The organism is Corynebacterium sp. KPL4072 (assembly GCF_037908395.1).
Classification (GTDB): domain Bacteria; phylum Actinomycetota; class Actinomycetes; order Mycobacteriales; family Mycobacteriaceae; genus Corynebacterium; species Corynebacterium kefirresidentii.
The window spans coordinates 54,023-76,211 of record NZ_JBBMGE010000004.1 but is presented as its reverse complement, the minus strand read 5'-3'; the positions used below and the strand labels follow the sequence as shown (position 1 = coordinate 76,211).

General features: G+C 60.0%; 20 protein-coding genes, 1 tRNA gene and 2 pseudogenes. 12 read left to right on the top strand and 11 right to left on the bottom strand.

Annotation, left to right across the window (positions count from 1 at the left end):
• The 4 genes and pseudogenes from WMP97_RS11840 to WMP97_RS05330 all read left to right on the top strand — a co-directional run.
• Positions 1–768, top strand: a pseudogene (locus tag WMP97_RS11840) (ABC transporter permease); the annotation flags it as partial.
• A 63-nt stretch (positions 769–831) separates the two neighbouring features.
• A pseudogene (locus WMP97_RS11835) lies at positions 832–1,248 on the top strand (ATP-binding cassette domain-containing protein); the annotation flags it as partial.
• Positions 1,249–1,377: 129 nt separating this feature from the next.
• Positions 1,378–1,833, top strand: a complete 456-nt coding sequence (locus WMP97_RS11830; RefSeq protein WP_445293083.1) for a TOBE domain-containing protein — start codon at positions 1,378–1,380, stop codon at positions 1,831–1,833.
• A 38-nt stretch (positions 1,834–1,871) separates the two neighbouring features.
• Positions 1,872–2,531 carry a helix-turn-helix transcriptional regulator gene (locus tag WMP97_RS05330; RefSeq protein ID WP_239208291.1) on the top strand — a complete coding sequence of 220 codons (660 nt, stop codon included), beginning with the start codon at positions 1,872–1,874 and terminating at the stop codon, positions 2,529–2,531.
• Here the strand turns inward: WMP97_RS05330 and thrB are convergent.
• The 4 genes from thrB to argS all read right to left on the bottom strand — a co-directional run bounded on the left by thrB (position 2,518) and on the right by argS (position 7,979).
• Positions 2,518–3,447 (bottom strand): homoserine kinase, encoded by a 930-nt coding sequence (thrB, locus tag WMP97_RS05325; RefSeq protein WP_340439969.1) that lies wholly within the window; start codon positions 3,445–3,447, stop codon positions 2,518–2,520. The two genes, WMP97_RS05330 and thrB, sit on opposite strands and share 14 nt — an antisense overlap.
• Before the next feature lie 24 nt (positions 3,448–3,471).
• Positions 3,472–4,815 (bottom strand): homoserine dehydrogenase, encoded by a 1,344-nt coding sequence (locus tag WMP97_RS05320; RefSeq protein ID WP_086588039.1) that lies wholly within the window; start codon positions 4,813–4,815, stop codon positions 3,472–3,474.
• Positions 4,816–4,988: 173 nt separating this feature from the next.
• Positions 4,989–6,326, bottom strand: a complete 1,338-nt coding sequence (gene lysA, locus WMP97_RS05315; protein WP_239208289.1) for a diaminopimelate decarboxylase — start codon at positions 6,324–6,326, stop codon at positions 4,989–4,991.
• Entirely contained in the window at positions 6,327–7,979 is a 1,653-nt protein-coding gene (argS, locus tag WMP97_RS05310; RefSeq protein ID WP_340439968.1) for an arginine--tRNA ligase, read from the bottom strand.
• A 210-nt stretch (positions 7,980–8,189) separates the two neighbouring features.
• Between argS and WMP97_RS05305 the strand changes: the two genes are divergently transcribed.
• From WMP97_RS05305 to WMP97_RS05285, 5 genes are all read left to right on the top strand, one after another.
• Complete coding sequence (locus WMP97_RS05305; RefSeq protein WP_340440044.1) at positions 8,190–8,975, top strand: (Fe-S)-binding protein; 786 nt, start codon at positions 8,190–8,192, stop codon at positions 8,973–8,975.
• Positions 8,975–10,480 (top strand): lactate utilization protein B, encoded by a 1,506-nt coding sequence (locus tag WMP97_RS05300; protein ID WP_049361405.1) that lies wholly within the window; start codon positions 8,975–8,977, stop codon positions 10,478–10,480. Before WMP97_RS05305 ends, WMP97_RS05300 begins: the two co-directional genes overlap by 1 nt.
• On the top strand, positions 10,477–11,097 hold the full coding sequence (locus tag WMP97_RS05295) for a LutC/YkgG family protein (protein ID WP_239206816.1): 621 nt from the start codon (positions 10,477–10,479) through the stop codon (positions 11,095–11,097). Before WMP97_RS05300 ends, WMP97_RS05295 begins: the two co-directional genes overlap by 4 nt.
• A 118-nt stretch (positions 11,098–11,215) precedes the next feature.
• Positions 11,216–12,799 (top strand): alpha/beta fold hydrolase, encoded by a 1,584-nt coding sequence (locus tag WMP97_RS05290; RefSeq protein ID WP_316330782.1) that lies wholly within the window; start codon positions 11,216–11,218, stop codon positions 12,797–12,799.
• A gap of 53 nt (positions 12,800–12,852) precedes the next feature.
• Positions 12,853–12,926, top strand: a tRNA-Arg gene (locus tag WMP97_RS05285).
• Between the two features lie 64 nt (positions 12,927–12,990).
• On the opposite strand, the gene WMP97_RS05280 is transcribed toward WMP97_RS05285, so the two are convergent.
• On the bottom strand, positions 12,991–13,788 hold the full coding sequence (locus WMP97_RS05280) for a MerR family transcriptional regulator (protein ID WP_340439967.1): 798 nt from the start codon (positions 13,786–13,788) through the stop codon (positions 12,991–12,993).
• Between the two features lie 97 nt (positions 13,789–13,885).
• Between WMP97_RS05280 and WMP97_RS05275 the strand changes: the two genes are divergently transcribed.
• The 3 genes from WMP97_RS05275 to WMP97_RS05265 are packed head-to-tail and all read left to right on the top strand — an operon-like array spanning position 13,886 to position 16,463.
• A complete protein-coding gene (locus WMP97_RS05275) occupies positions 13,886–14,392 on the top strand; it encodes a hypothetical protein (protein ID WP_316330780.1) in 507 nt (168 codons plus the stop codon).
• A gap of 1 nt (position 14,393) precedes the next feature.
• The gene (locus tag WMP97_RS05270) at positions 14,394–15,293 is read left to right on the top strand and encodes an ABC transporter ATP-binding protein (RefSeq protein ID WP_316330779.1); all 900 of its coding nucleotides are present in this window, start codon (positions 14,394–14,396) and stop codon (positions 15,291–15,293) included.
• A gap of 3 nt (positions 15,294–15,296) precedes the next feature.
• The gene (locus WMP97_RS05265) at positions 15,297–16,463 is read left to right on the top strand and encodes an ABC transporter permease (RefSeq protein WP_316330778.1); all 1,167 of its coding nucleotides are present in this window, start codon (positions 15,297–15,299) and stop codon (positions 16,461–16,463) included.
• A gap of 59 nt (positions 16,464–16,522) precedes the next feature.
• Here the strand turns inward: WMP97_RS05265 and WMP97_RS05260 are convergent, their stop codons facing one another.
• From WMP97_RS05260 to WMP97_RS05235, 6 genes are all read right to left on the bottom strand, one after another.
• Positions 16,523–16,726: a hypothetical protein gene (locus tag WMP97_RS05260; protein WP_034668134.1), complete on the bottom strand. Its 204-nt coding sequence runs from the start codon at positions 16,724–16,726 to the stop codon at positions 16,523–16,525.
• 108 nt (positions 16,727–16,834) lie between these two features.
• Positions 16,835–17,134: a hypothetical protein gene (locus WMP97_RS05255; protein WP_023021788.1), complete on the bottom strand. Its 300-nt coding sequence runs from the start codon at positions 17,132–17,134 to the stop codon at positions 16,835–16,837.
• Between the two features lie 5 nt (positions 17,135–17,139).
• Positions 17,140–17,646, bottom strand: coding sequence for a MarR family winged helix-turn-helix transcriptional regulator (locus WMP97_RS05250; protein ID WP_200287721.1), 507 nt, complete (start codon positions 17,644–17,646; stop codon positions 17,140–17,142).
• Between the two features lie 4 nt (positions 17,647–17,650).
• Positions 17,651–20,236 (bottom strand): AAA family ATPase, encoded by a 2,586-nt coding sequence (locus tag WMP97_RS05245; RefSeq protein ID WP_340439965.1) that lies wholly within the window; start codon positions 20,234–20,236, stop codon positions 17,651–17,653.
• Positions 20,236–21,366 (bottom strand): metallophosphoesterase family protein, encoded by a 1,131-nt coding sequence (locus WMP97_RS05240; protein ID WP_340439964.1) that lies wholly within the window; start codon positions 21,364–21,366, stop codon positions 20,236–20,238. The genes WMP97_RS05245 and WMP97_RS05240 overlap by 1 nt, the downstream gene beginning before the upstream one ends.
• Entirely contained in the window at positions 21,366–22,187 is an 822-nt protein-coding gene (locus WMP97_RS05235; RefSeq protein WP_086588051.1) for an SWIM zinc finger family protein, read from the bottom strand. Before WMP97_RS05235 ends, WMP97_RS05240 begins: the two co-directional genes overlap by 1 nt.
• Between the last annotated feature and the right edge of the window lie 2 nt (positions 22,188–22,189).

Sequence of the window (22,189 nt, the reverse complement as noted above, 5' to 3'; positions counted from 1 at the left end):
ATGTCCGCCCCTCAGCCTGTCCGCCCCAAGGCCCCGCTGCTTATCGGCCTCATTGGTCTCATTGCGGTAGCTACCATCATTGTTCCCGTGGCAGCTCTCGGGCTGCGGGTGCCGTGGGCGCGCATCAGCGATTACCTTGGCCGCGAAGAGATTCGAGACATGCTGCTCATCTCCGTGGCGGCGGCTTTCCAATCCATGCTGCTCGCACTCGTAATGGGCTTGGGCCTGGCATTATGGGTCCAGCAGCTCGGTCGCGGCAGCACCATTATCCGTCTTTTGGTCTACCTTCCTCTGGCTATGCCACCGGTGGTCGGGGGTTTGGCCCTTACCGCAGCCTTAGGGCGCAAGGGCTACCTCTCCCCGCTTCTCGACGCCCTGGGCATCCACCTCGCCTTCGCCTTCCCAGGAGTCGTGGTGGCCCAAACCTTCGTGGCACTGCCCTTTGTGGTGGTAGCGGTCGATTCGGCACTGCGCCAACTAGACCAGGAAATCCTCGCTTCGGCGCGGGGCGTGGGCTTGGGGCGTTGGGAAATACTCGGCAAGATCACCCTTCCTTCGATCGCGCCGGCTGTAACTGCCGGCGCGACGCTGGCCTTCGCGCGCTCATTGGGCGAATTTGGCACGACACTGACCTTTGCCGGCTCTCAGCCAGGGGTTACCCGCACGATGCCGCTGGGCATCTACTTAGAGCGCGAGGTCGACGCGGACGGCGCCTACGTGCTCTCCGCCCTGCTTATCGGGCTGGCCTTGGTCTGCCTGGCGCTTGCGTGCTTGCCGGCCCTGCGCAGGCGGCGCTACCAGCCGCAGGCAAGGCAGCTGCATTCACTGGACGTGGACAAGCTCCGCGAGCTCACCCAGCCCACGAATGCGCAGGCGGTATCCGTGACGGTCGAAGGCGTGCGCACGGCTTTGTCTCCGCGAGCCATTACGGCCGTGGTGGGCCCGAACGGCTCCGGAAAGACCACTTTCATGGGACGCATTGCTGGGCGCCTAAGCGGCGGTGAGGTTTCTCCAGGCGCAACCGGCATCGTCTTACTGACCCAGCGGCCGGGCTTGCCGCCGCGCTCGACGGCCCAGCAAGCGGTCGCCATGGTTACCCGCGATAGGACCCGTGCGCAGGAGCTTCTCGCGGCAGCAGGATTGCACGAGCTTGCCGACGTCCCAGTAACAGCCCTCTCCGGCGGCCAGGCCGCCCACGTGGCCTTGGTGCGCGCGCTAGCCGCACGACCAGCCGTTCTCATATTGGACGAGCCACTTGCCGCAGTCGACGTGAAATCGGCTGAGAGGTGGCGCCACTTTCTGCACGCGGCACGCGAGGATAGGACCACCCTGCTCGTTACCCATAACGCGCTCGACATTGCGAACCTGGCGCAAGACATGCTGGTCATGGAAGCCGGACAGGTGCGAGCGCACGGCGCTACCGCGCGGCTCCTTAATGCCCCGCCGACTGGCTTCGTTGCAGCACTCGCGGGGCTTAACCGCCTTGAAGGAACGGTAACCGCCACAGATGCCTCCACTGTGGAGGTCGCCTGCGGGGAGATTACTATTTTGGCAACGACGGAATACGCACCTGTTCAGCCTGGGCAGGAGGTGGCGGTGACATTCGATCCGCATGCGGTCACCATCGGTGCCGTGCCGGAAGCCTGCAACCAGTGGGCTGTGCGAGTCCTAGCGGTCGAGGCCACCAGCCTCGCAGCCGCTCAGCTGCGCGTGGATCTGGGCGGTTTCGAGGCCACCGTACCGGTAGACCGCGAGTCTGCTTTAGGTTTTGCGGTGGGTAGCACCGTATCCTTGGCAATATCTACAGCAAACGTTTTTGTCCACCCCAAATAAAATCTCTGTTATGCAGACCCCAAGGCGGATTTCCTACCATGCCTGACTCACTACCCCGGCCCACCACCGAACTCTTCCCCGAGGCCCTCAATCTCTCGCCAAAGCAACGCGAGGTACTCGCAGCCTTACAACGCCACCCCAATGGCGCCAAAGCTGGCACCGTGGCCGAGGAGCTTGGCATGCACGTCAACACCGCCCGTGGCCACATCGATGAGCTGGTCAACGCCGGAGCTATAAACGTGCTATCCGCGCCGAGTAAGGGCCGGGGACGCCCTTCCCTGATTTTCCAAGTCCGCGTCCCAGACAATAAGACCGTGGCAGAGGAATACATCACCCTGGTAGAAGTGCTGACCACCATGCTGGCGGGCAAGGAAGACCTAGACGACGCCGCGTCCGCCAAGGCCATCGAGATCGGGCGCCGCTGGGCACGCGCCGCAGGCGCGGAGGGCCCCCACCGCGCGCTCGATACGCTCTTTTCCACGCTGCGCGATATGGGCTTTGACCCCGCCATGCAGCCGGACTCTACCGACATGGAGCTCCGTGCCTGCCCGTTTGTGTCTTCGGGACTCCAGCCTTCACCGTTCCTTTGCGCGGTACACGCTGGCTTCCTGCAAGAAACTACCGATGAAGGCACCACCATTAACCTAGTGCCGCGCCAGCCTCACAACGTATGCAGGCTGGAAATTAAGCCTGCGTAAGCTCCACGCTGACAGGGCCGGCGATGGCGAGGTCGAGGACGCGGAGGTTTTGCTCGCGGGCGTCGGCAAGAATGCTCTCATCGATGTCCTCGGTGTGCAGCACCATTACGGTCGGGCCGGCGCCGGAGAGGTAAGCTGCGTATCCTCGGTTGCGCAGACGGTTGACCCACTCCGCGGTCACAGGAAGCACATCCGCTCGGTACGGCTGGTGCAGGCGATCGCGGGTGCCTTCCCACAAAAGGTCCGGATAGTTTTGCAGTGCAGCCACTTGCACCGCGGTGCGCGAGACGTTAAACGCCGCATCCGAATGCGTCACGTGCGACGGCAATACGCGACGCACCGCCTGGGTAGAAGCATGGAAATCCGGCACGAGCGCGGTGGCACGAATATCTTTATGCACCTTGATGGAAGCAGCGCGATAGTCCGGCAAGGAGTGACCATCGACGGGAACATTGGTCCACGACACCACGGCATCCCCCAGCACGGAGGCGGCCGCATTATCGGGGTGGCCCTCAAAAGCGGAAGAAAGCTGCACCACCTGCTCTTGTGTAAGGGGGCTTCCCGCCAGCGCATTGCCAGCGGCCACGCCCGCCACAGCGGCAGAGGCGGAAGAGCCTAAGCCACGCGACTGTGGAATATTATTATGCGAAACCACCCGCAGGCCCGGCACGGTAGCATCGGCTGTCGAAAGCGCGGAGCGAATCGCCTTAACCACTAGGTGGGAGCCATCGCGCGGCAGGTCTTCTGCGCCCTCACCAAAAATCTCTACCTCCAGCCCAGAGGTGGTGACCTCTACCTCGACGGTGTCATAAAGGCTTAGCGCCATGCCCAAGGTGTCGTAACCGGGGCCAAGATTCGCCGTAGAAGCGGGAACGGTCACGATTGCTTTGGTGCCGACTTCAACTTCGATACTCATAGCTATTCAGTCTATTGCGTCGGGCTAGCTGCCGAGGCGGATTACGGAATGGACGGCCTTGACCTCATCTAGCTCATCCAAGTCAGCCACGATCTTGTCCAGGGTGGCTTCCTTGGCAGCATGGGTGACCACGATGAGGCGAGCAGTATCTTCGCCGTCCTCTTGGCGTACCGTGCGCAGGGATACGCCATTATTGGCAAAGGCCGCAGAGATGGCCGCGAGCACACCGGTGCGGTCCTGGACCTCCATATCGATGTGATAGCGGGTTTCCACCTCACCAAAGTCAGCGATAGGAAGATTGGCGTAGGTATTTTCACCCGGTGCGCGGCCGCCGTGGACGATATTGCGGGCTGCACCGACGACGTCGCCAAGCACGGCAGAAGCAGTAGGATTACCACCTGCGCCATTGCCGTAGAACATCAGGGAACCTGCGGCCTCGGCTTCGACGAAGATGGCGTTATAGGACTCGCTGACAGAGGCCAGCGGGTGCTCCTTGGGCACCAAAGTGGGGTGTACGCGGGCGTTGACAGCTTCGGAGCCGTCCTCTCGCTGGAGGCGCTCGCAGATGGCCAATAGCTTGATGGAATAACCAGCGTCATTAGCCGCCGCGATATCCGCGGCAGTGACCTTGGTAATTCCCTCGCAGTGCACATCTTCAAACTTCACGCGGGTGTGAAAACCCAAAGATGCCATAATGGCGGCCTTGGAGGCAGCGTCGTGGCCCTCAACATCCGCGGTGGGATCAGCCTCGGCGTAGCCCAGGCGGGTGGCCTCGGCCAGTGCCTCATCATAAGAGGCACCCGTGGACTCCATGGCATCCAAGATGAAGTTGGTAGTGCCGTTGACAATACCGGAGATGCGCTCTACCTGATCACCGGCCAAGGAGCGGCGCAACATGCCCACCACCGGGATGGCGGCGGCCACGGCAGCCTCAAAGTAAAGGTCCACGCCGGCACGGTCAGCGGCCTCTGCCAGCTCATCCGCATGCGCGGCCACCAAGGCCTTATTTGCGGTAACCACGGACTTGCCGGAATTGAGCGCGGCGAGGACCAACTCGCGCGGAAAATCAATGCCGCCGATGACCTCAACTACAAGGTCGATATCCTCGCGCGCAACAAGTGCCTTGGCATCATCGGTCAATAGCTCCTGGGGTACCCCTGGGCGCAGCTTATTCTTATTGTGGATGGCGATGCCGCGAATCTCGGCTGGGCCGCCAATGCGGTGAGCAAAGGCATCAGCATTTTCTCCCAGCAGGCGGAAGACCTCAGCGCCAACGGTGCCGAAGCCCAGCAGCGCGATACCAACGGTCTCGCCTTCGCCTTTGCCGGAATGCTTTTGTGCCTGAAGCTCACTAGTCGGTGCAGCCATAGTCCGTCTCCATATTGAAGTTGGGGTTAACGTGTCGTTCCCGCTCAGTGCGGATACAGGACACTATACAGAACAAGCTGTCTACTTTCGCCCTAAATAGACCCATAGATAGAAAAAGCCCCGCCACAAGGCCTGAATTAAATTAGGTTTTGTGGCGGGGCTGCGGGCGCCGGCTAGTCGACCTCGAGGGAGAGAAGATCCTCGATGGTCTCGCGCCGCAGCATTGGCTTGGTATGTCCCACGCGCGTGGCGACGACCGCAGGGCGCACCGCACCGTTATAGCGCGAGGACATCATGTACTGGTAGCCGCCAGTAGCCGCAAAGGCAATCAAGTCTCCCGGCTGGATATCATTGGGCAGCTCGCCATCCTCAAGGAGGATATCTCCGGATTCGCAGTGGAAACCCACCACGCGCGAGGGCACCTCTTCCCCATCGCTAAAGCGGTTGACCACGCGCACGTCATACGCCGAGCCGTAAAGCGCCGGACGTATATTGTCCGACATTCCGCCATCGATAGAGATATAGCGGCGCAGGGGCAGATCGGACTTGCCGGTTTCTACATCCTTGACGGTACCCACGCGGTAGACGGTCACCGCAGAGCCGGCGACCAAGGAACGGCCAGGCTCGACCAAGAGGAAGGGCGCCTCAATGCCCAACTCCTCTGCGGTGTACTTGACCGCACCGAGCATATCGCTGGCCACGCGCTCGATATCCAGTGCCTCCTCATAGGGCATATAGGGAATGCCGAAGCCACCGCCCAAATCGAGCTCTTCCAAAGTCACGCCCAGTTCGGTATAAATCTGGCGGTACAGGCCCATTACGCGCTCAGCGGCAAGCTTGAAGCCTTCCGCGTTGAATACCTGGGAGCCCACATGGCAGTGCAGGCCGCTTAAGTGCAGGTTCTCTGCCTCCAAGCAGCGCTTGGCCGCGGCGAAGGCCGCACCGGTGGCTAGCGAAATTCCGAACTTTTGATCCTCATGCGCTGTCGCGATGAATTCATGCGTATGCGCATCCACGCCCGGCTTGACGCGGATCATGACCGGCTGGACCTTGCCCGCTTCCCCAGCGATGCGATTGAGTTCTTCGAGTTCGTGCTCATTATCGATGACGACGTGACCCACGCCGGCATCTACACACAGCCGCAGGTACTCTTCGTCCTTATTATTGCCATGCGTGGTAATGCGCTCGGCCGGGAATTCTGCCGCCAGTGCAATCTTGAGCTCGTTGAGGGAGGCCGCGTCCAAGCACAGGCCTTCCTCATTGACCCAATTCACGATCTTTTTGGAAATGAATGCCTTGGAGGCATAGTGCACATGCTCCGGGCCGCCAAAGGCACGCGCCATGTCTTGGCAGCGGGACCGGAAGTCATCTTCATCAAAAACGTAGAGCGGGGTGCGGAATTCCTCCGCCAAGTCCGGCAGCGGAACGCCAGCGATGGTAACTACGCCGTCTTCCTCGCGCTGCGCATTGCGCGGCCAGACATGGGCGGGCAGCTCATTAAAATCCGCCATTTACATCTTCTCCGGGGTGCTTACGCCCACCATGGTCAAGGCATTAGCCAGGACCACGCGGGCTGCCTGTGCCAATGCCAGGCGGGCGCCATGGATAGGAGCCTTTTCCTCGCCGGCCTTGGGCAGGACCTGGCAAGAGTCATAGAAACGGTGGAATACCGCAGCGAGGTCCTCGGCATAGCGGGCAATGCGGTGCGGTTCGCGCAACTGCGCTGCCTCTTCCACTACGGCCGGGAATTCACCCAGCGTACGGATGAGATCTCCCTCGCGTTCGTGTGTAAGCAGGGAAAGGTCCGCACCTTCGGCATCGACACCCAGCTCGGCTGCCTTGCGGCCGATAGAGCACAGGCGGGCGTGGCCGTACTGCACGTAGTAGACGGGGTTATCGGAGGACTGGGATTCCCACAGGCCGAGATCGATATCGATGCTCTGGTCCACAGAGGAACGCACCAGGGAGTAACGGGAGGCGTCCACGCCGATGGCGGCCACGAGGTCCTCCATGGTGATAACTGTGCCCGCACGCTTGGACATGCGCACCGGCTTGCCATCGCGCAAAAGGTTGACCAGCTGACCAATTAGTACCTCGACAGCATCGGCATCGTAGCCCAAGGCGGCCGCTGCCGCCTTCAAGCGCGGCACATAGCCGTGGTGGTCCGCACCCAGCATGTAGATATTCAAATCATGGCCGCGGTCGAACTTATCAGCTACGTAGGCGATATCGCCTGCGATATAGGCCGCATTGCCATCAGACTTAACCACCACGCGGTCCTTCGAATCACCGTAGTCGGTGGATTTGAGCCACCACGCATTCTCGGCCTCATACATATTGCCTTCAGCCTTGAGCTTGTCCAGTGCAGCATCGACCGCACCGGACTCAAAGAGGGAGTTCTCGTGGAAGTAGACATCAAAGTCCACGCCAAACTCATGCAGAGATTGCTTAATCTGCGCAAACATCATCTCTACACCGTCTGCACGGAAGGCTTCCTGCACTTCTTCATCGCTGCCCTCCAGGGCGGATGGATTCTTCTCCACCACGGCCGCAGCGATGTCTTGGATATAGGCTCCGCCATAGCCATCCTCCGGAGTTGGCTCACCCTTCGCGGCCGCCACGAGGGAGCGGGAGAAACGGTCAATCTGGCCGCCATGGTCATTGAAGTAATACTCGCGGGTAACCTCCGCGCCGGATGCCTCCAACACGCGACCCAAGGAATCTCCCACTGCGGCCCAACGAGTACCACCAAGGTGGATCGGACCGGTGGGGTTAGCGGAGACGAATTCTAAATTGACCTTCTTGCCCGCAAAGGAATCATTAGAGCCATAATTCTTTCCGGCGCGGAGAATCTGCGCGACGATCTCCCCCTGGGCATCGGCACCGAGGCGAATATTAATGAAACCAGGCCCGGCGATGTCGGCCTCCGCAATGGCGTCATTTTCCGCTAGGGACTCTGCTAGCCAGCCTCCCAACTCGCGCGGGTTAGCTCCGGCCTTTTTGGCCACCTGCAGTGCCACATTGGTGGCATAATCGCCGTGTTCAGGATTGCGAGGGCGTTCGACGTTTACCGTTTCCGGCAATACGGAGGGATCAAGCTCATGGCTTTCCATGACCTTGGTGGCAGTTTCTTTAATCAGTGTGGCCAAATCAGCTGGTGTCATGTCGCACGATTCTAGTGGACTGAAAAGTCAAGTGTGAAAAGGGCCGGGCCCTAAAACTCCCCTTTACTGCACAAACGGCTGATAAACACTTTCTGCAACACTAATATTGCAAAATAATCGCTGGTCAACGAGGAGACGCATTACGCACGTACTGCTTAAAGGGAGTAAGGTTGTGGCTACCCCATGTCAAAAATCAACGAGGAGCACCGTATGCGCATTGCGCTATTTTCCACTTGCATTGGTGACGCCCTTTTCCCGGACGTACAAAAGGCAACGGCACTGGTTCTCTCCCGCTTGGGCCACGAGGTGGTCTTCCCGGAAGAACAGACCTGCTGCGGCCAGATGCACATCAATACCGGCTACCAAAAGGAAACGTTGGGCATGCTCCGCTCTTATGCGGATGCCTTCGCAGATCCCTCTATTGACTACGTAGTTGCGGCCTCCGGTTCCTGCGTGGGCGCTGTTCGTGAACAGCACGAGCGCATCGCCGACCGTTTCGGCAACTCCGCCGACGTCGACGGCGCCCGCAAGACCACCCAAAAGACCCTGGATCTACCCGAATTCTTGGTCGACGTTGCCGGCGTGACCAATGTGGGCGCATTCTTCCCGCACCGCGTGACCTACCACCCCTCCTGCCACGGCTTGCGCTTCCTGAAACTGGGCGACCGCCCGCTGCAGCTGCTCCAAGAAGTAGAGGGCATCGACCTGGTCACCCTTCCTAATAAGGAAGAATGCTGTGGCTTCGGCGGTACCTTCGCAATCAAGAATGCGGAAGTATCCCGCGCGATGGTCACGGATAAGACCCGCCACGTTAAGGAGACCGAAGCAGAATTCGTCACCGGCGGTGACTCCTCCTGCCTGATGAACATCGGTGGTGCCCTGAGCCGCCAGCGTTCCGGTGTCCGCGCCGTTCACATGGCTGAGATCTTGGCTTCCACCAAGGAGCACCCATGGACTCCTACCTCCGCCGCCTACTCCAAGGAGACGATGCTCTAATGACCTCTTTCCTCGATACCACCCCACCGCGTGCGCCGGAAGGCTACGGTAACCTGCGCGGCAGCAAGGCCTTTGTTCCCCTCGCACACGTTGGCCTAAACAACGCCACCCAGCGCCACAACCTGCAGCATGCCACTACCTCCATTCGTGAGAAGCGCTCTGGCGCTGTAGAAGAGCTGGATGATTGGCAGGAGCTGCGCGCCGCTGGTTCCGCAATTAAGGAAGATGTCGCCGCCCGCATGCCAGAACTGCTCGAGCAGTTCGAAGAGGCAGTTAAGGCGCGCGGTGGCACTGTCCACTGGGCACGCGATGCCAAGGAAGCTAACCAGATCATCGAGGGGCTGATTCGCGCCACCGGCGAGACCGATGTGGTCAAGGTTAAGTCCATGGCCACGCAGGAAATCGGCATGAACGAGCACCTAGAGGCGGCCGGCATCAACGCTCGCGAGACCGACCTCGCGGAGCTCATCGTGCAGCTGGGTGAAGATAAGCCATCCCACATTCTGGTTCCGGCTATCCACCGCAACCGCGCGGAGATTCGCGATATCTTCGTCAACAAGATGCCGAACACCGATGACTCCCTGCAGGCAGAGCCGGCCGAGCTGGCAGAGGCATCCCGCCAGTTCCTGCGCGAGCAGTTCATGAAGGCCAAGGTTGCCATCTCTGGCGCCAACTTCGGCGTAGCAGAAACCGGCACCATCAACATCGTGGAGTCCGAGGGCAATGGCCGCATGTGCCTGACCCTGCCGGAGACCCTCATTACCGTCATGGGCATTGAAAAGCTGGTTCCTACCTTCCAGGACCTGGAAGTCTTCCTCCAGCTGCTGCCGCGTTCTTCCACCGCGGAGCGTATGAACCCATACACCTCCATGTGGTCCGGCGTTACTGAAGGCGATGGCCCGCAGAACTTCCACTTGGTGCTGCTGGATAACGGCCGTACCGCGGCCCTGTCTTCTCCGATTGGCCACCAGGCCCTCAAGTGCATCCGTTGCTCGGCCTGCCTGAATGTTTGCCCGGTCTACGAGCGCGCCGGCGGCCACGCCTACGGCTCGGTCTACCCTGGCCCAATTGGTATTTCCCTGACGCCGCAGCTCACCGGCATGAAGGACCACAACGATCCTTCCGCCAGCCTGCCTTATGCTTGCTCGCTGTGTGGCCGCTGCGACGAGGTTTGCCCGGTTAAGATTCCGCTTTCTGACGTCATTTTGGAAAACCGTCACCAGAAGGTCACCCACGCCACCCCACCAATCGAGCCGAAGCTCTTCAAGACCATCCAGCTGCTGTGGAGCAACCCGAAGCTGTGGAACAAGGCAACCCACATGGTCGCCCTGGGCCGCATTCTGGGTGGCACCAACAAGACCATCGAATCCCTGCCACTGTTTATGTCCGGTTGGTCTGAAGGCCGCGATACCGCGGTTCCACCAAAGAAATCCTTCCGCCAGTGGTTCGAGTCCGAAGAAGGCAAGGAACTTCTTGCCGAGGCCCGTGAGGAGTCCAAGAAGTGAACGCAAAGCAGGAAATTCTAAACCGCATCCGCTCCGCTCAGAAGCAGGCTGGTCTTCCCGACCACGTTGACGCCCCGCGCGACTACCAGCACGAAGGCACCCTGAACGCGGACGAACTGCGCGATATGCTCATTGACCGACTCGAGGACTACAAGGCCGAGGTGCACGTCACCGAGGAAGGCGAGCTGAAGCAGGCCATCGCCAAGATCCTTAAGGATCGCGAGTGCAACGACATCCGCTATGCCGAGGGCATGGACGCTAGCCTCTTCGAGGGCTTCGATGCTAAGCCGGACGATAAGACTGTCGATCCACGCACCCTCAATGAGACCGACGCCGTTGTCACCTTGTCTCACGTCACCTCCGCCCAGACCGGCACCATCGTGCTCGAGTCTGATGAGCGCTGCGGCCGTCGCGCGCTCACCCTGGTTCCGGATCGCCACCTGTGCATCGTTCACCAGGATGAGATCGTCTACGGCATCCCCGAGGTCATCTCCCGCATGAACCCGGAGAAGCCAGCGACGTGGATCTCTGGCCCGTCCGCTACCTCTGATATCGAGCTCACTCGTGTCGAGGGCGTACACGGCCCGCGTGACCTCATCGTCCTCATCGTCAAGTAGGTGCATAGCCCTCGCCCCGGCCGGTGAGGGCACCCACCTACTGTGAATATGATGCCAAAAGCATCAAAAAAGCATAGGCTAGGTCTACCAATTATTTTTTATTCTGGAGACCTAACCTATGCTTTCTTTTTCTTCTAAGTTTGCGGCCACGCTCGGTGCTGCTGCGGTCACGATTGGTGTTACTGCACCGATTGCTACGGCCGCACCTGCACCCGCGCCGCTGGAAACCAAGCCCGCTATTTCCTGGGAAGACTGCCCCGAGCAGGTAGACATCGACTCGGCCGAATGCGGACGCATCGAAGTCCCTACCTACTATGACAACCCGAAGGCCGGCACCATTAGCGTCGGCTTCGTGCGGGTGCCCGCCGCCAACCCAGGCAACCGCCGTGGCGCATTGTTTACCAACCCTGGCGGCCCAAGTGGCGATGCCTATGGATGGGCCGGCAATAGCGCCGCTCCGTGGCCACAGGCCGTGCGGGATGAATGGGACACTATCGGCGTACAGCCACGCGGTCTTCCAGGCTCCACCCCAGTCAAGTGCGATGCCACGGCCACCAGTGATCCCCTCCAGGAAAGCTTGCAGGTGGGAAAGCTCACCCGCGATGCCTGCGAAAAGCACACGCCGGGCTACACCAACTCGCTGACCACCGCGAATACCCTGCAGGATTGGGAAATGGTGCGCCGCGCCTTGGGTGAGGAAAAGATTGACATCGCCGGAACCTCTTATGGCACGTACCTCGGCTCCGCCTACGCCACCAAGTATCCGGAGCATACCGGCAAAGTCTTATTGGATTCCGGAATGAGCCCCAAGCTGGCGTGGAATGGCATCTTTGCTTCGCAGCAGCGCGGCTATGAAAAGGGACTGCACGATCTCTTCGGCTTCATTGCCAAAAACGATGCGAAGTACCACCTCGGCACTACCCCGCTGCAGGTCTATGAAAAGTGGTCTCAAAAGGTAGCTCGTGAGGCAGGTGTACGCCCTACCGTCTTGCCACCGAACGCCAAGATTGGTGACCTACCTCCAGGCCTCGAATTTGCCGGTCAGCCCGGTGCGGACATTATGTCGGCCACCGGCCCATTGCGCGTGCAGGCGGAGTTCCTCAGCCAGAAGATTCAAAACCCCAACGCCGTGCAGGTTTCCTCCCCGCTTCTAACCATGACGCGCACCCTCGTTCCGGTCCCTGCGCAGTGGGACGCTTTTGCCAAGCACTTAAATGGCAGCGAGCCTATGGATGACGAGCAGTCCGACCCTGAGGCACTGCGCAAACATCAAGAGTCCGTCACTCAAGCGATGAATATGCAAAACCTCATTGTCTGCAATGAAAACACCGTGCCCAGCAATCCGCTGCTATACCCGAGCTACCTGTGGGCCTACTTCGTCAGCGTTGATCCCTTCACCTTCATCAATTCCATGTACGGTTCCGGCGCGGGCTGCGGTGGCCGTACGCCAATCACGGGACAGGCGCCTCTCGACGGCTCCAAGCTCGCCACCAAGCCCCTCCAGATTCAGGCAACAGGCGACCCGCAAACGCCGTACCAGTACCACACGAGCCTCTCCAAGCCGATGCAGTCGCGTGTAGTCACCGTCCACGGCCCTGGCCATGGGCACTTTGCCTCCGAGAATAAGGTTGTCGATGACATTGGCGTGCACTATTTGCGCACCGGCGAGGTCACTACGACCGATGCCCCTGGGTTGATTTAGTCCCCCACTACCCCATGCGCTAAAATCACATCGTTGGGAATTTTCCCAGCGATGTCTCCGTAGCTCAGCGGATTAGAGCATCGGTTTCCGGTACCGAAGGTCGCAGGTTCGATCCCTGTCGGGGACACAGTTACCGCTGGCCACCAGTACTTTCTGGTGGCCAGCGGTTTATTTATCTTCCGGCCCGCTAACTATTTCCACTCCGGATTGGCGGTATCCACCCCTTGTACCTTAGCCGCATACTCAATCGCGTCCGCCAGCCACTGGGCAAGCCTTTCCTGCTGCGCCTCATAGTGAGCACGGAAGCGCTCATCGGTAACGTAGCCGCGGGAAATTAAGAAGTGCTTTGCCGGCGTTACAGGAAAGAAGGCGCTGAGTGCTGCGCGGTGCTTTTCGACGAGCCCCTGGGCCTCCTCCGAGTCCGGTGCCACTCCACTGGCTACAGCCTGGGCCAGCTCTTCCTCTACCTCGGCCACACCCGCCTGCGCATCGCTCCAGTTCTGCTTCGACCAGTCGGCAGTGCGTTGCTGATACATTGCCCAGTCCTCGCTCAAACCATAGGCCTCTTCAGCTTCTTGTTGATGCGCGGCGAAGTTAGCATCGCCGACAATGTGTCCGATTTCTTCCACAGTGAGCTTTCGTTTATTCATTGCATCCTCCATCAAGGTGTCAATCGCTGCCAGCATTTCACTGAGGTTGTCGCGCTGGGCAAGCAAGCTTTCCCTCTGCCTCTGCAAATGTTCTATATCGGAGGCAGCGCCATCTAGCAGCTGTTTAATATCGGTCAATTTCATACCAGTGGCGCGGTAGATGAGAATCTTCTGCACTCGGGCACAGTCTTCCTCGGTATATAGCCGGTAGTTGGACCAGCTGCGCCACGTGGGTGACAGCAAACCTTGCGCCTCCCAGTGATGCAGCGTGCGCACCGTAATACGGAAGAGCGCTGCTACCTCGCCAACGGTATAGAGAACTTCATCGATGTCGTCCATGACTTCATTGTCGCGCCTTACGCCACGTCAGGGTCAACCCAGAGAAAATCTGCAGAATCTCTTGCCAGAGTGTTGGGTTTATGCAACACTTGGGTGCATGACAGCAAACGACAACCCTGTTTCTACAAAGGTCCGTGCCGAGCGGTTCCGCCGACCAGGCCCCACCCGTGGATTAATCGCGTCTATGTATCTGTGCGTAGCCATTTCCGCGATTTCCCTCATCTGCGCACTAGCGTTTTCCTCCTACTGGTCTCTCTTGGCCATGTCTGTAGCAATGGTCCTCTCGTGCGTCCCGTGGACCATTCTGCGCATAACCATCGATTCCAAGGACAGCAAGCCGCTGTCTTTTCTCGATGAATATGAAGCCCAGGTCCTGGATGAGTGGCGCCGCAGGGCCTTCAAGCTGTCTACTTCCCTGCTATTTGTCGGCGGTTTCGCCACGCTCCTCGTGGGAAATTGGTTCCTCGGAGGAGGGATTACCGGCACTATTGGTACCAAATACTTACTTGGGGCCGGCTATTTTCTGCTTTTTAGCTTCTTCATCTCTGCCACCCTGCCCGCCGTCGGCTACGCACTAACCTTCAACCAGAACACGGAGCACTAATATGCCCACCTTGACCATTGACCACCTCAATAAGTCCTTCGGGGAGACGCAAGCCCTGCGGGATATGACCTTTAGCGTTGGCGAGGGCGAAATCTTCGGGTTTGTCGGCTCCAACGGCGCCGGAAAGTCCACCACCATGCGCATTGCACTAGGTGTGCTGGCGAAAGACTCCGGCGAAGTCTACTTTGATGACGCCCCGATTAATGACGATAACCGCCGCCGCATTGGTTATATGCCAGAAGAGCGCGGCCTCTACGGGAAAGAACCGCTGCTCAGCCAGTTGGTCTTCCTTGGCACGCTGCACGGTATGGACAAGTCTGCCGCCAAGCGCGCCGGCGCTGAGCTCCTTGAGCAGCTAGGCCTGGGCGAGCGCATGGACGATAAGCTCGATGACCTCTCCTTGGGCAACCAACAGCGAGTACAGCTCGCGGCCTCCCTGATTCACGACCCAGACATGCTGATTCTGGACGAGCCCTTTTCCGGTCTGGACCCAGTAGCAGTCAACGTGATGTCAGATATGCTGCGCGAGCGCGCCAACCGTGGCGTTCCCGTCATTTTCTCCTCGCACCAATTGGACTTGGTGCAGCGTTTATGTGACCGCGTGGGCATCGTGACGAAGGGGCATATGGTGGCTGAAGGGGGCGTCGATAAGCTGCGCAGCCAGGGCCCGCCGCGCTTTGAGGTCGCTACCCCAGCACGCGGCTGGTACCCGGAGGGCACGGAGCTGGTGGCCGAAACTCCCGACACCGTGGTAATCCAAGCAGATTCCAGCGTTGATGACCAGACGATCCTGCAGGCTGCCCTAGCCGCTGGCCCAGTGCATTCCTTCGGCCGCAAGATCCCAGACCTGACCGAGCTTTTCCAGGACGTCGTCACCAGCAACCAGAATGAGGAGGCCTAAGCCATGCAGTATTCCGCAATGAAGACCATCGGCGTCGTAGCCAAGCGTGAAATGGCAGTCGCGCTGAAGTCGAAGATGGTAGTGGGCACTATGCTGCTCCTCATCCTCGGCGCCATTATCGCCCCAATTGCTATCAGCTTCTTCAGCGGCGATGAAGAACCTGATTCCGTAGCCGTCGTGGGGATGGAAGCGTCCGCCTTCAAAGATTCCGGCATCGATGCCACAGCAGCGAAAGACCGCGCGGAAGCCCAGCAATTGGTGGAAAATGACGAGGCCGATGCCGCCCTCGTGCCGGCAGAAAACGACGGCTGGGATCTCTTGAGCAAGGGCGATACGCCTGCTGCGGTAACTACCACCGTCAACCAAATCGTTTCTTCTCAAGCACAAGCAACGGCGCTGGAAAAGCTCAATATTGACCCGCAGGAGCTAGAAAAGGCTACCCCGTCGACCACGGTAAATCAGGTGAATCTAGAAGAAGAGGACGGCACTGAACAAAAGATGGCCGGCGTAGCCACGGTCCTCATTGGCGCAATGGCAGTGGTCTTTTCCATCATGACCTTCGCTGGCCTGATTGGCGGCCGCGTCACGGAGGAAAAGTCCTCCCGCGTGGTGGAAATTATCTTATCTTCCGTGCGCCCGGTGGACTTCCTAGCCGGCAAGATTTTGGGCAATACCATCGTCGGTTTCTTGGCCACCCTCCTCATCCTGGGCGGTGGCGCGATTTCGATTGCTGCGTCCGGCCTGGCTAGTGACCTCGAGCTGGACTATGGCTTGGTAGCCGTCCTCCTTGTAGGCGAGATTTTAGGATTGCTTTTCTTTGGCAGCCTCTACGCTGCAGCCGGCTCCATGGTGCAGCGCACCGAGGATCTCCAGTCCACGCAGGCACCGATTCTGTTCCTTGTCTTTGCCACCATGTATGTACCGATGTTCGGCTGGATGCATCTGGATGCCACGTGGATGCAGGTTATGACCTGGTTGCCGCCGGTTTCCATGCTGGTCGCTCCGATGCAGGTGGCCGGGGGCAACCTCAGCTGGCTGGGATTGCTGGCTAGCTATGTGCTCATGGCTGTGGTGACCGCACTGATTATCGTGCTAGTCGGTCGAATTTACCGCCGCGCCATTTTGAATAATGGACGCAAGATGACCTGGCGCCAGGCGGTGGGCAAATAAAAATAATCCGGCTCCCCTGCCGTGTGCAAGGGGGAGCCGGATTCTTCTATGTGCCGAAGCTACTGAGTAATGAACTCGTTGGTGATCGGCTGGGTGATGTCCAAGGTGCCGTGCTCGATGTAGTACATACCGAAGAACATGGCTGCCAGCATCACTACGGCTAGCAGCATGGAAGGAATCCACTGAAGGAATACGGGAACCCAGCCATTGCCCTTGTCGCGAGCTGCTGCTTCGCGCTGTTCCTGAGCCTCACGCTCGTTCATAATGATAAAACCTTTCGATCCACCGAGGATTAACTACGGATATCTTAACAGTTAAGTGCTTATAAGGCCGCATTCCTCGCACTTTTGATTGACGCCGAAATTTCGCCTTTAGATTCCGGGGTCCTCGTTATTGAGCAGTGCCTCTACGAAAGACTCGCGGTCCGCGAGCATGCGCTCGATGTCCTCTTCCGCGCCGACAATCCATAGCTCGGTGTCTTGGTCATAGGTCAACACGGAGTCTGGGTAGGCCTCTAGGGCCTCTTCCATAGCGGAGACTTGTTCCTCGCTGGCGGCATCATCCAGGTGCGCTTCGGGGTCACCGATGCGTGGACTAAGCTCCTCCAACGCGGTGATTCCGTAGGTCTTATATTGTTTCTTTGGGTGCTCAAAGAGCTCTTGTCCCATCATGGAGCTTAATCCCTTCCGTGTAGTAGCGAATCTGGCACGTATCCCTCATAGCCGGGGAGGTTTTTGGCCTGCAAAACGCCGTTAAAAAAGCGCCGCAGCGCAGGCACGTCCTCGGGCTGCAGGTGGTCAAAAACCATGCGGCGGACTGATTCCACGTGTTCGGGGGCGGCGCGCCGCAAGTGTTCTAGGCCCACGTGAGTAACGCACACATTGATCCCACGGGCATCTACCGCGTCTGGTTCTTTATAAAGCAGGCCGCGCTTTTCCATGCGGGTTACTTGGTGGGAGGCGCGGGAGCGATCCCACTCTAGCTGCGTGCACAACTCGTGCAGGCGCAGGTGCTGCTCCGGTGCCTCAGACAAGGCAACGAGGACAGCAAACTCGGAGGCAGATACCTCGCCGCCGGCCTTGAGCGTTTCATCCATTCCCCTATTAATCTTGCGCACAGCGCCAAGGAGCAGGCGCCATAGTTCCTGCTCCTCGTCGTCTAACCAGCGAGTTTGAGAAGGCATGGCACTAGATTACCCCTTTGAGGGAAGCAATGGCGCGCTCGCTGCGCCCCGGCACACGAGAATAGCGCTCCGGCATGCAGGTAAAGACCAATACCTGGTTATCCCGTCCCACGTGGGAAAAGAGCGTAGCCATGAGTTGCAGGCGGTGCGCGTCGGTAGACCCCAGCGCATCGTCCACGATGACCGGCACCGACTCCGCCCCTACCAATTGCGCGATGGCAAAGCGGGTGAGGATGGCCAACTGCTCGCGAGCACCGCCGGACAAGCTGGCCAGGTTCACCGTCTCTTTATCCTGGGTACGGGCGGTCACGCGGAGATCTTCATCGAGCTCGAAGGTGATATCGCCACCGTAGACGGTGCGAGCCAGCTGTGAGAGTGCGTCCACGAAGGGCGCGGCGTAGCGCTGGCGGGCGGCATCGCGGTGCTTGAGTAAAAGTTCGCGCAGATAGCGGGCTGCTTGCGCGCGCTTGTTTACGCTCTCGTACACCGCGCGAGCCATCTCTACCGCTGCGGTGGCCTGCTGGGCGCGCTCTGCGGCACCAGAGTGGAAGTTGATTTCGCTCGACAGCCTGCCAAGGTCCACCTCACTACGCTGGATGCGTCCGGTGAGGTATTCCAGGTGGGACTGTGCGCCTTCTACCAGCGAATTGGCGGTATCAAGATCAACCGCTTCCATCTGCTCCAGCTGCCCGCGCAGCTCCGCCACGACGGTCTCCAAACGGGTGACTTCGGCATGGAGCGCCTCGTCGGCGGCTTGCTCGCGCGCGGAGGCGAGCTCCCTGGTCACGCGCTGTGCATTCTCGCGGGCGGCGGTCAGTTCGGCGTTTAAGCGCACTACCTCGTGGGCAAGACGGCTTTCGCGATACGGCACAAGCTCGCGGTCGAGCGCATTGACTTTTTCGCTGGCTGCTTCTTCGGCGGCTTCGGCGGCAGCAAGATCTACCTCGCCCGCATCTTCAAGGTCCGCCACCTTCTCGGACAAAGCGGAATGCTGGGCGCGGAGGTCGCCTAAATCATCCGGCCCCAGTTCCACGGCAAGAGCCCGGGTGGCGGCATCCAGAGTGTCGTTGAGCGCGCGGTGCTCCTCATGGGTCTTTTCGGCCGCTCCTACAGAATCCACGCCAAGGGTATCGAGCAGGTCCTGCAGCCGCGTGCGGGACTGTTCCACATCGCGCAGGGTGTCTTCGGCCGAATAGGACCCAGCGGAGAAGCGAGCGGTAATTTTTCCGATGGTGATAACTCGGGCGTCGACAAGCTCGATGGCGGTGTCCTCGCCTATCTCGACGTCCTCCCCATCAACACGGATCCTAGAACCATCCGGACCCGAAAAGTGCACCTTGGCGGCCGCAGCCTCGTGCAGGCGCGTGGCCACAGACAGCGCCGAGTCCGCCTTATGCAGGCTGCTGATATCGGCCGCGGTGATCTCGCGTCCGCGCTGGGCAATGGCCGCGCGGGCTTGGTCTACCTCGGCGGCGAGGGCGTCGAGTGATTCCAACCGGGCGCTTAACTGTTCAAATCTCTGCCTATCTTGCAGGCGGCGAGCCTGTTTGAGAGTGCTGCGGGCCGCGGCATAGTCCTCTTTTGCCTCCGTCAGCCGCTTGTCCAGTGACTCTTTTTCCGCAGCTTCTTCTTGAGCTTTTTCTTGCGCGCCGGTGAGCTTCTGCTCGGTGTCCTTGGCAGCCGTGGCAGATTCATCGGCTGCGGCGACGAGCCCGGCGCGCTCGGTAACCGCTGCCTGGGCGCGGGCAAGATCCTCGATGGCGCGCTCGAGCGTGGCTTTGTGGGAATCCAGCGTGGCCTGCGCGGTTGCGGCTTCCTCCGCCTGGGTCTGCTTTTCGCTGAGATCGGCCCGGGCGGCGGGAAGCTCGGCTTCGGCGGCGGATTGGTCGCGCTGGAGTTGCTCGTAGCGTTCAACCACGGAGTCCAGCTCCCGCAGTACGCGGGTGGCCTCGGCGTGTTCTTCCTCGGCCTGCGCGAGGGCTTCGGCGGATTCCTTGTACTCGCCGGCTGGGTTGCCCTTCGCGGCGGTGAAGTAGCGCTGGTATTCCTTGTCCACGCGGGCAAGGAGCGCGGAATCATCGCCGGAGACCTCTTCTTCGGCCAGGCCAGATTCGCGCTCCAAGGCGCGGGTGAGGCTAGGAATGCCGACGGCCGAGATGGCCTCGCCGGTGTCGTCTTGGCGCATAAAGAGGGCGTCGACAAGCGAGCGGTCCAAGTGTTCCGAGAGAATACGCTCCAACTCATCATCGGCCTGACTGCCGGTAAATTGCGCCGGCCGCGGGGAAGAAATGTGTAGCTCGCAGGATTTCTTGGAAAGCCAGCGCTTGGCAATACTAAAGCGGTAGTCGCCTACGCTAAGTTCAGCCGTGATTTCCGGCGCCACGTCCTTGCCCACCGGTTGCAGGGCGCGAATGCGTTTGGATCGGCCACTGTGCTTTTCGGTGAGCACCACGTCGAGCGCCTCCACGATGGTGGACTTGCCGGCCTCGTTTTCGCCGTGGATGACCACGACGCCGGTTTCTGGCAACTCATCCAGGACCAGGTGCTCAATGCCGCGGACGTTATTAAGTTCTAGGCGGTGGATGCGCATTAGGACTGTCCCTCCAGGCGGAATAGTAAGTTGGCAGCGTCGCGGGCGACGGGATCCTCGCGGTTATCCAGAAGCTCCTGCAGGGCCTCGGCCGCGTAGCCGGAAATATCGAGGCTAGCTAGTTCTTCCTCGCTGGGCTCGAGGTAGAGATCCATGGTGCGCTCTCGGGGGCGAAGGGAGGCAAATACGGCCTCGTACTCATCTAATCCGCGCTGCAGGCGGGCGTGGGCCTCGACGCCGAGCGTGCCGCGCAGGCTATATTTCACGGCCGTGCGCACCTTATCCGGGTACTCGTCCAAGCGTGCCAAGAACAGGTCCACGTCTTCGGCGGAATCCACGGCGGCATCGACTGCCTCAAAAGTCCAGCGTCCGATGCGGCGCTTCTCGACGTCCACCTCATCCCCCACGCGATCCCCCACATGCACCACCAGCGCATTGCCAGAATCTGACTCGCCGCCGCCGGTGCTCGTTTCCTTAAAATCCGTGGTTTCTGGACTGCCGGAGAACCACACTCGGCCGGTGGTGCCGAGGCTTTCGGTGGAGTGGGTATCGCCGAGCGCCAGGTAATCAATCACCCCGCGATCCAGGCAGTCTTCAACGAAGGCTAGATCGATGGTATCGGCGTCATCCTCGCCAGAGCGGGAATCCACCTGCCCGTGACCAACGGCGATGCGAATGCCCTCGGCCGGCTCCAGCGGCTCGAGAGCGTGGCGGACTAAGTCGTGGTTCGCGCGCTTGGACAGATAAGGCGCGCCAACCAGCTCCACACCGGGGGCCACCTCAATCGGCTGGGAGTCCGCAATAACGTGAACATTATCGGCGCTGGTCTTATAAAAGACCGAGTCCGCCACCAGCGGGTCATGATTGCCGGGCAGGACGTAGACCGGTACAGGTAGGCGCTTAAACATTTCCGTGGCGCGGGCGAGGATTTCGCGGGAGAGGGAATTGTGCTCAAAGACATCGCCGGCTACGACGATGAAATCCGCCCCGGTGTCCTCGGCCAGCTCGCCCAGCCGCATGATCGCGGCCTCGCGGTCATCATTAAATCGGCCCTGGGCCTCGCCCTTCAAGAACCAGCGGGTCATGCCCAGCTGAAAATCGGAGGTATGGATAAACGTGGTAGCAGTCATTAGTGCGTGAGGTGGTAGTAGAGGTCTTCAATATCGGATACCGCGCGCAGAAGATCCAGGTTGGTATGAGAAACCGAACGCATGGCCTTGCGCAAGAGGTCCGGATCGGAGTCATCGATGGCCGGGGCTACCTTGGGCTGCGGCAGCTTGGGCAGCTCACGGCCGTTCCAGAAGATGTCATTCTTTTCTTCCTCGGACAGCCCACTTGGGGTAAAGCTTTCGCGGCTGACTGTCTTAGCCTGTTCGAGGACCATGCGCTCCAGGCGGGCAAAGTCCAAGCCACGCATATTAAAAATGACAGCCGGGTCCGCATCCGCCCGGGTGGCGAGCTTATCGCCCACCGCCACGATGTGCTTGCACACGTACTCGCCGTCCGGGCAGTCACAGGTCAGGCGCAGGTCTTCGGCCTCGGGGGCGAAAAGGGTGTCTAGGGCGGCGTCGGCAAGCAGGCCTTTGCGTGCATTGGCAACGGAATTGGGGGTGCGGGCGAATTCGGTGGCCAGCTGGGCAATATCGTCATTATTGCGGTAGGGCAACTGGATGAGCACCGCGAAGGGCTCATTCTGGGAGCCGGCCACGCGGCCGTGGATGGCGCCGTTGCGCACCTCCAACCCCACGACGTGGCCGCCCTCGGCATACTGGCGGCCGCGGGTAATCCGGCCGCGATCCGCACCGTGGGAGGTAAAGGCCGCGATACGCGAGGCCGTCGTGGACAGGATGCGCCCGCTGCGGTCGACGTGATTGACCTCAGCCGGGGTGCTTACCCGCTTGCGGGTACCAAAATTGGCATAGATAACGTTGTCATCGCCTTTAACAGCCATGG